The sequence below is a fragment of the Oleiagrimonas sp. genome (assembly GCF_027858935.1).
GTDB lineage: Bacteria > Pseudomonadota > Gammaproteobacteria > Xanthomonadales > Rhodanobacteraceae > Oleiagrimonas.
On the sequence record NZ_JAQIBU010000105.1, the window covers coordinates 1 to 7935 of the forward strand.

Below are 7935 nucleotides of genomic sequence, written 5' to 3' on the forward strand. Positions count from 1 at the left end.
CCGCGTCGCTTGGCGCGATGCGTGGGCGTGGCCGACCAGGGGTCGTCTGGCCATGGGTGTTTGGGATAGCGCCCCTTGAGCTCCTTTTTCACCTCCGGATAAGTGCGTTCCCAGAAGCCGGCCAGGTCCTGGGTCACCTGGATCGGTCGACCTGCCGGTGACAACAAGTGCAGTGTCACCGGTACCCGGCCGCCGGCCACGCGCGGCGTGTCGGCCAGCCCGAACAGCTCCTGCAGCTTCACCGCCAGCACCGGAGGCGCGTCCGGCATGTATTCCAGCGCGCGCTGCATGCCGCTGGGCACGGTAAGTTTTTCCGGAGCCTGAATATCCAGTTGCTGGCGCTGGGCATGGTCCAACGGCGCCAGCAGCGCCTGCGCCAGTTCGTCCGCTGCCAGGGCACCCAGTCGCCGCTTTCCCGCGAGGAACGGCCCCAGCCAGATTTCCAGGGTCTCCAGCAACGCCTTATCGGACAGGTCAGGCAGGCCCAGTTCCGGCATCCATGCAGACAAGGCCTGCACGCGCCCGCGCAGACGGCGCGTCGATGCATTCCAGGGCAGTGCATCCAGGCCCCGCTCGCGCACGCGCGACAGCAAGGCCGGGACTGCATCTTTGGGACGTACCGGCACGCTCCGCCGCGACAGCACAAGCGCATCGAAACGCTGTTCCTCGAACGCCTCGACGGCATCGCGCTCTTCGTTCCAGCGCACGTTGCGCACCGAATGAAAGCGCTCGGGATAGTCGCGTTCGAGCAGGTCCGGATCAAACGGTGCGGCCGCCAGGATCAGGCTGTCCCGGGTCTCCAGCCGGAGGTCCAGCGCGACCAGCCAGGGTTCGCCCTGTAGCGCAGTCTGTTCGTGCAGACGCGCACCGCGGCCATTGCTGAGCTGGTAGCGCAGCGGCTGCCCCGGGACCTGACGCGCCAGTCGATCGGGAAAGGCATGCGCCAACAGGTCACCCACCGCATGACTGTGTGGTGTACCGCTGGCTCCGCCGCGCACGCCCAGTCGCTGGCGCCAGCCGCGCGCGGCGCGCTCGATCACCGACAGCGCGCCGACATCGGCACCGAACCGGCGCGCCGCCTGCGCGCCACCATCACGCCAGGCATGCAGTGCAGCCAGGCGTGAACGAAAATCGTCGCTGCGACCGGCATTGCCGCGCAATGGCGAACGCGCATCAAGCAATGCCAGCAGGTCGGCCATCAACGCATGCTGCGCGGGCGCTGCACGCGCCACGGCGGCGCCCAGGCGTGGCGGCGCACCCAGGGCATGCATGTCGCGCCCCAGCGCAGTCGGGCGTCCTTCGGCATCCAGCGCCCCCAATTGGCGCAGCAGCTCGCGCGCCTGCGCCAGCGCACCGGATGGCGGCGGATCCAGCCACCGCAGGTCATCGTTGCCCCAGGCCGCCAGTTCCAGCGCCAGTCCGGACAACTCGGCCTGCGTGATCTCGGCCGCTCGCGAGGGCTCCATTCGCATGCTTTGCGGCCACAGCCGCAAGGCCATGCCCGGCGCCACGCGACCCGCACGTCCGGCACGCTGGTCAGCCGAGGCTTGCGAGATGGTCACGGTCTCCAGACGGGTGAACCCGGAGTTGGGATCAAACCGAGGTACGCGCGCCTGCCCGCTATCGACCACGACGCGGATACCCGGAAGCGTGAGGCTCGATTCGGCCACATTGGTGGCCAGGATCACCCGGCGGTGGCCATCGGCATCCGGTGACAAAACGGCGTGCTGGTCGGCCAGCGCCAATTCACCATGCAGCACCAGCACCTGCACGTCGCCGGCAAGTGCCTGCTGCAGCAGGCGCGAGGCGAGGGAAATCTCGCGGCGACCGGGCAAAAACACCAGCACGTCGCCTTCAACAAGCTCGGCCATCACAAGCTTCACGCTGCGCACGAGGTGCTGCATCGGCGATTCCTGCGGCCGCTCCGGCGGGTGCTGCACCTTGACCGGGCAACTGCGCCCCGGACTCGACAGTCGCGGCGCCTCAAGCCACTGCGCAATGCGTTCGCCGTCCAGTGTGGCCGACATCACCAGCAGGCGCAGGTCGGGGCGCAGACTCGCCTGCACATCCAGCGCCAGCACCACACCCAGGTCACCGGCCAGGTGCCTTTCGTGGAACTCGTCGAATACGATGACCCCGACATCGGACAATTCTGGATCGTCCTGGATACGGCGCGCCAACAAGCCCTCGGTGATGACCTCGATGCGGGTTTTTCCGGAAACGCGCGACTCGAACCGCATGCGGTAACCCACGGTTTCTCCCACCGCTTCTCCGCGCTGCATAGCCATGAATTCGGCCGCTGCGCGCGCGGCAATGCGTCGCGGCTCGAGCACCAGGATGCGCCGCCCCTGCAGCCACGGTGCGTCCAGCAACGCCGGCGGCACCTGCGTGGTCTTGCCCGCGCCGGGCGGTGCCTCCAGCACCAGGCGCGTGCCGGTCTGCAAGGCTTCGAGGATCTGGGGCAACAACGGAGAAATCGGAAACTTCATGCCTGCGCAAATGGGGACGGAGGGCGTTAAGCAGCAGCTTAACGCCCTCCGCCCCCGGTCCTGCCAAAATGTGCGTTTTACCGTACAGCCAGCCCATGCACCTGATCGACATCGGCGCCAACCTGACCCACGAATCCTTCGCCCACGACTTCGACGCCGTGCTGCAGCGCGCGCACGAGAACGGGGTGATGCAGATGCTTGTCACCGGCGCCAGCCGCGAAGGCAGCGTGCAGGCACTGGAACTGGCGCGGCGACATCCCGGCGTGCTGTACGCCACCGCTGGCGTTCACCCGCACCATGCAATCGACTACGACGACGCCACCGATGCACAGCTGCGTGAACTGGCAGTCGAACCCGAGATCCGTGCCCTTGGCGAAATGGGTCTGGACTACCACCGCAATTATTCCCCGCGCGACGTGCAACTGGTCGTGTTCGAACGCCAGCTGGCCATCGCCGTGGATCTGGGCATGCCCGTGTTCCTGCACCAGCGTGACGCGCACGCGGACTTTCTGGCGTTGCTGCGCGGCGTGCGCGACCGGCTACCCGCCGCGGTTGTGCACTGCTTCACCGATACCCGCGAAGCCTTGTTCGACTATCTGGACCTGGACTGCCATATCGGCATCACCGGCTGGCTGTGCGATGAGCGTCGCGGCATGCACCTGCGCGAATTTGTGCGTGAAATACCGACCGACCGGTTGATGATCGAGACCGACGCCCCCTATCTGCTGCCGCGCAGCGTGCGTCCAAAACCGTCGCACCGGCGCAACGAGCCGATGTACCTGAAGCACATCTGCGAAGAGCTGGCGCGCGACCGCGGCGAGGATGTGCAGACCACGGCAAAGCACACGGCCGCGACCGCCGCCGCCTTCTTCAACCTGCCGTACCATGGGGACGGAGCAGGTTAAGCAGCTGCTTAACCTGCTTCGTCCCTGTGGAAATTACGCAATCTCCACCCACGCGCCGGGTTGCAGCGTGCCAAGTTCGATATCGCCCACGCGCACACGTACAAGACGCAAGGTCGGCAGGCCCACGGCGGCCGTCATGCGCCGTACCTGACGGTTGCGTCCCTCACGGATCGTCAGTTCCAGCCAGGCCGTAGGAATGTGCTTGCGAAAGCGTACCGGTGGATCACGCGACCAAAGCCAGCCTGGCGCACTGGCCTGCAGGCGGACATCGGCCGGACGGGTCATGCCGTCCTTGAGCCCGACCCCGCGCTCCAGTTGCGCCAGTGCGTCCGCCGAGGGCGTCCCCTCGACCTGCACCAGATAGGTCTTGGGCTGCTTGTGGCGTGGATCGGTCAACCGGTGCGCCAGCGGACCGTCGTCGGTCAACAACAGCAGGCCTTCGCTGTCACGGTCCAGACGACCGGCCGGATACACCCCCTCTTGCGCCACATGGTCGGCCAGCGTGGGTCGACCTTCACGGTCGGTGAACTGGCACAGGACGCCGAATGGTTTGTTGAGCGCGATCAGCATGCGGATGGAGACGAACGACGGCGCGCAAGCTTGGGCACCCGCGCGCAACGGGTCAGCCGCCGCTTGACGTGTCGGCGTCAGATGGGATGGTCGGCTTCACGAAACGCAACGTCATGCGGTCTGATTCGCCGATGGCCTCGTATTTGACCTTGTCCTTGTTGCCGAGCGCGAGCGTCGGCGGTAGCGTCCACACGCCCTTGGGATAGTCCCTGGTGTCTTCGGGATTGGCGTTGATGTCGCTACTTGCCTGCAAGGTGAATCCGGCCTTCTCGGCCATCTGGATCACCGCGCTCTGCGGCAGGTAGCCGCTGCCCTTGACCTGGTCAAGCGTGGCCCCGGTTGCGGCGCGATGATCGACCACCCCAAGCACGCCTCCCGGCTTGAGCACCGCAAAGAACGCCTTGAACATCAGCTTAGCCGTACCTGCCTGCACCCAGTTGTGGGCGTTGCGGAACGTCAGCACCATGTCGGCCGAGCCCGGGGGGCCCAGCACCGGCGAGGTGGGATCGAACTGGATGATCCGTGCCTTGCCGTAGATCCCGGGTTTGGAGTCGAGCAGCTGCTTGAGCGCGCTATCGTCCTGTTGCGCCTCCTTGCCGGACCGGGGCGTGAATTCCGCGGCGATGTACTGCCCGTTGTCGCGCAAAAATGGCGCCAGGATGCGTGTATACCAGCCGCCACCGGGCGTGATCTCGATCACGGTCATGTCCGGACGGATACCGAAGAACTCGAGAGTCTTCACGGGATGCCGGTAGCGGTCGCGGGCCTTGTCCGAGGACGGACGCCATGCACCGGACACCACCGCGCGGATGCGTTGGGCCGACATCTGCCCGGCGCTGGTCGGCGGCACGAGCTGGTTGGGCTCGTCGTTGGCCATGGCCGCCCCACGCGCAGCAGTCGTGGCTGGCGCCGGCGCGGACACCGACGACTGCTGCGAGGAACCACACGCGGAAAGCCCCGCAACCAGACACAGTACGATGAGTTTCTTCATGGACCTATCCCTCGACAAGCTCACACCAGCCTTCATGGCAGGGGCAGATTAGCATGTACGGTCGTCATGACCGATGGATGAACCTATTGATCAGAACGGGCGCGGACAGACCGACTGCAGACCGTCGACGTGCTCGTTGAGATCGGAAGAAATGCCCTGCCACATCGGATCCAGGATGAAGTCGATGCCCTCACGCCGGGCCAGCTTGGCCGCGGGGATGAAGTCGGCATCGCCCGCGACCAGCACGATCTGGTCGACCTGTCGCTTGTAGGCCAACGCAGCAATGTCGATGCCGATCTTCATGTCCACCTGGGTCTGTCGCATGTCCAGCTCGTAGTGGTCGTCGCGCAGGTCGTTCCAGACCAACGATCCCTCCCGCAACGCCAGCAGGCTGTTGCGCTTGAGCTGCCATTCACCGCCGCGATCGGCCAGTCGACCCAGTCGCAAGGCCATCTTGCGCTGGCGGCGCAGGTTGTCATGCAAATCCCAGCGAAAGTGCGCCATGGCGCTGTCGCCGAAGTCGATGTCGCTGCCGCTGACCGGCCGCTTGAAGACCTTGTCCAGCGGCTCGCAATCGTAGAAGAAGATGCGGTATAGCGCGTCCTTGGGCCGGTCCAGCGCGCGGATGTGCTCGATGGCCATGGTGAAGGCCGTCTTGGCCACAACACGCGGATCATTGGCGTCGCGGTCGCTGTAGACCTTGCGGAAACGGGCGAGAAAAAACGCCCCGTCGATGAGGATGGCGGTACGCATCATAAGGATGTTCCATAACAGGCATAGGTGGTCATTGATGTGTCGGACCCGCCCTAAGCTACGGTTGGGCGAACCCGGCATGGTTCGGTCATACTTTTTTGCGCAGCACCTCCAGCGCACGGTTGAGCGTCTCACTGGGACGCATGGCCTTGCCCACGAGGTCCAGATCCGGGAGGTAATAGCCCTCGATCTCGACCGGCTGCCCCTGTACTTCGTTGAGCTCGTCGACAATGGTCTTTTCCCCATCACCAAGAGCCTTGGCCAGTTCGCCGAACACCTTCTTCAGCTCGGCATCGTCGTCCTGTTCGGCCAGCGCCCTGGCCCAGTAGAGCGCCAGGTAGAAATGGCTGCCGCGGTTGTCCAGCTCACCCACCTTGCGCGAGGGCGACTTGTTCTCATCCAGGAAGGTGCCGGTGGCGCGATCCAGGCTGCGGGCCAGCACGCCGGCGCGGGCGTTGTCGTAGCGCTCGGCCAGGTGTTCCAGCGAGGCCGCCAGCGCCAGGAACTCACCCAGCGAATCCCAGCGCAGATGGTTTTCCTCGACAAACTGCTGCACGTGTTTGGGTGCAGAGCCGCCGGCACCGGTCTCGAACAACCCTCCACCGGCCATCAACGGCACGATCGACAGCATCTTGGCGCTGGTGCCCAGCTCCATGATCGGGAACAGGTCGGTGAGGTAGTCGCGCAGAACATTGCCGGTCACCGAAATGGTGTCCTTGCCGGCACGAATGCGCTCCAGCGAAAGATGCATCGCGGCGACCGGGGCCAATACGCGAATGTCCAGACCTTCGGTATCCAGGTCCTCCAGATAACGCTCGACCTTGGAGATGATCTGGGCATCGTGGGCACGTTCGGGGTCGAGCCAGAACACGGCAGGAGTCCCGCTGGCGCGGGCACGGCTGACGGCCAGCTTGACCCAGTCGCGCACCGGGGCGTCCTTGGCCTGGCACATGCGCCAGATGTCACCGGCCTCCACCGTATGCTCGAACACCACCTGGCCCGAGGCGTCGGTGACCAGCACGGTCCCGTCGGCGGGCATCTGGAAGGTCTTGTCGTGGGAGCCGTATTCCTCGGCCTTCTGCGCCATCAGCCCCACGTTGGGCACGCTGCCCATGGTCGCCGGATCGAAGGCGCCATGGAGCTTGCAGTCCTCGATCACCGCCTGGTAGATGGTCGCGTAGCTGCGGTCGGGGATCAGCGCCTTGGCGTCCTGCCGCTCGCCCTGCGCATTCCACATCTTGCCCGAGTCACGGATCATCGCCGGCATCGAGGCGTCGATGATGACGTCGCTGGGAACGTGCAGGTTGGTGATGCCCTTGTCGGAATTGACCATCGCCAGTTTCGGGCGCTCGGCGTAGAGCGCATCGATGTCGGCCTTGATCCGGTCCTGCTGGTCCTGCGGCAGGTCCTTGATGCGCGCATACAGGTCCCCAAGGCCGTTGTTGGCGCTGAAGCCCACTTGATCAAGCGCATCGGCATGCTTGTCCAGCACGCTCTTGTAGAACTCGTTCACCACGACACCAAAGATGATCGGGTCGGAGACCTTCATCATGGTGGCCTTCAGGTGCACCGAAAACAGCACGCCCTTTTTCCGCGCATCCTCGATCTGCTCGTCGACGAAAGCGGCCAGCGCTCTGCGCTGCAACACGGCCGCGTCGACGATCTCGCCCGCCTGCACCGCAAGCTTTTCCCGCAATACCGTCTCGGAACCGTCGGTGGCGTGCAGGGTGATCTTCAGGCTTCCGGCCTGCTCCAGGGTGCACGAGCGTTCGCTGCCGTAGAAGTCGCCCTCCTGCATGTGCGCAACGTGGGTCTTCGAATCGCTGCTCCACGCGCCCATGCGATGCGGGTGCTTGCGGGCAAAAGCCTTGACCGATTTCGGCGCGCGCCGGTCGGAATTGCCTTCGCGCAACACCGGATTGACGGCGCTGCCCTTGGCCTTGTCGTAACGCTCACGCAGCGCTTTTTCCTGCTCCGAGGACGGTTCGTCCGGATAGTCCGGCAAGGCGTAGCCCTGCTTCTGCAGTTCCTTGATGGCCTCCTTCATCTGCGGCACCGAGGCACTGATGTTGGGCAGCTTGATGATGTTGGCCTCAGGCTTCTTGACCAGCGCGCCCAGTTCGGCAAGGTCGTCGGGGACCTTCTGCGCGTCGTTCAGCTCATCGGGGAACTGCGCAAGAATGCGCGCAGCCAGCGAAATGTCGCGTGTTTCCAGGGCAACGCCGGC

6 protein-coding genes are annotated in these 7935 nt (G+C 65.1%); 1 reads left to right on the top strand and 5 read right to left on the bottom strand.

Annotation, left to right across the window (positions count from 1 at the left end):
- On the bottom strand, positions 1-2489 hold a 2489-nt coding region (gene hrpB / locus PF446_RS04015; RefSeq protein WP_298069956.1), incomplete at its 3' end, for an ATP-dependent helicase HrpB.
- A gap of 95 nt (positions 2490-2584) precedes the next feature.
- Here hrpB and PF446_RS04020 point away from each other — a divergent pair.
- A complete protein-coding gene (locus PF446_RS04020; protein WP_298069957.1) occupies positions 2585-3394 on the top strand; it encodes a TatD family hydrolase in 810 nt (269 codons plus the stop codon).
- Between the two features lie 33 nt (positions 3395-3427).
- Here the strand turns inward: PF446_RS04020 and PF446_RS04025 are convergent, their stop codons facing one another.
- From PF446_RS04025 to PF446_RS04040, 4 genes are all read right to left on the bottom strand, one after another.
- Positions 3428-3964 (bottom strand): pseudouridine synthase, encoded by a 537-nt coding sequence (locus PF446_RS04025; RefSeq protein ID WP_298069958.1) that lies wholly within the window; start codon positions 3962-3964, stop codon positions 3428-3430.
- Between the two features lie 52 nt (positions 3965-4016).
- Entirely contained in the window at positions 4017-4955 is a 939-nt protein-coding gene (locus tag PF446_RS04030) for a methyltransferase (RefSeq protein ID WP_298069959.1), read from the bottom strand.
- A gap of 90 nt (positions 4956-5045) precedes the next feature.
- Entirely contained in the window at positions 5046-5711 is a 666-nt protein-coding gene (locus tag PF446_RS04035; protein ID WP_298069960.1) for an NYN domain-containing protein, read from the bottom strand.
- Positions 5712-5796: 85 nt separating this feature from the next.
- The coding region (locus tag PF446_RS04040; protein ID WP_298069961.1) for an NADP-dependent isocitrate dehydrogenase at positions 5797-7935 on the bottom strand (2139 nt) is incomplete at its 5' end.

What these genes read in the sequence shown, in the direction of transcription:
- PF446_RS04035 (WP_298069960.1), bottom strand. Translation starts at nt 5,711, where the DNA reads ATGATGCGTACCGCCATCCTCATCGACGGGGCGTTTTTTCTCGCCCGT.
- PF446_RS04020 (WP_298069957.1), top strand. Translation starts at nt 2,585, where the DNA reads ATGCACCTGATCGACATCGGCGCCAACCTGACCCACGAATCCTTCGCC.
- PF446_RS04030 (WP_298069959.1), bottom strand. Translation starts at nt 4,955, where the DNA reads ATGAAGAAACTCATCGTACTGTGTCTGGTTGCGGGGCTTTCCGCGTGT.
- PF446_RS04025 (WP_298069958.1), bottom strand. Translation starts at nt 3,964, where the DNA reads ATGCTGATCGCGCTCAACAAACCATTCGGCGTCCTGTGCCAGTTCACC.